Source organism: Bradyrhizobium sp. Kon69, from assembly GCF_055807515.1.
The window spans coordinates 1-232 of the sequence record NZ_JBVVOS010000615.1 but is presented as its reverse complement, the minus strand read 5'-3'; the positions used below and the strand labels follow the sequence as shown (position 1 = coordinate 232).

General features: G+C 61.2%; 1 protein-coding gene. It reads left to right on the top strand.

All coding sequences use genetic code 11. The annotated features are described in order from the left end of the window. Positions 1–232: alginate export family protein (locus AC0L3U_RS40340; RefSeq protein WP_473365261.1), on the top strand; the 232-nt coding region annotated here is incomplete at both ends.

Genomic DNA, 232 nt, shown 5'->3' with positions numbered 1-232 from the left:
CCCAGCTCGAAGACGTGCGCGCCTACGACAAGACCACCGTCGGTGGCGCCGATCAGAACCGCGTGGATGTGCGCCTGGCCTTTGCCGAGTACGTGAACACCTTCAGCAACGGCACATTCAAGAGCCGTATCGGCCGTCAGGATTTTGCCTTCGACTTGCAGCGCTTCATTTCGTCACGGGACGGCCCGAATGTGCGGCAGTCGTTCGATGCGTTGTGGGCCGACTGGGAAAC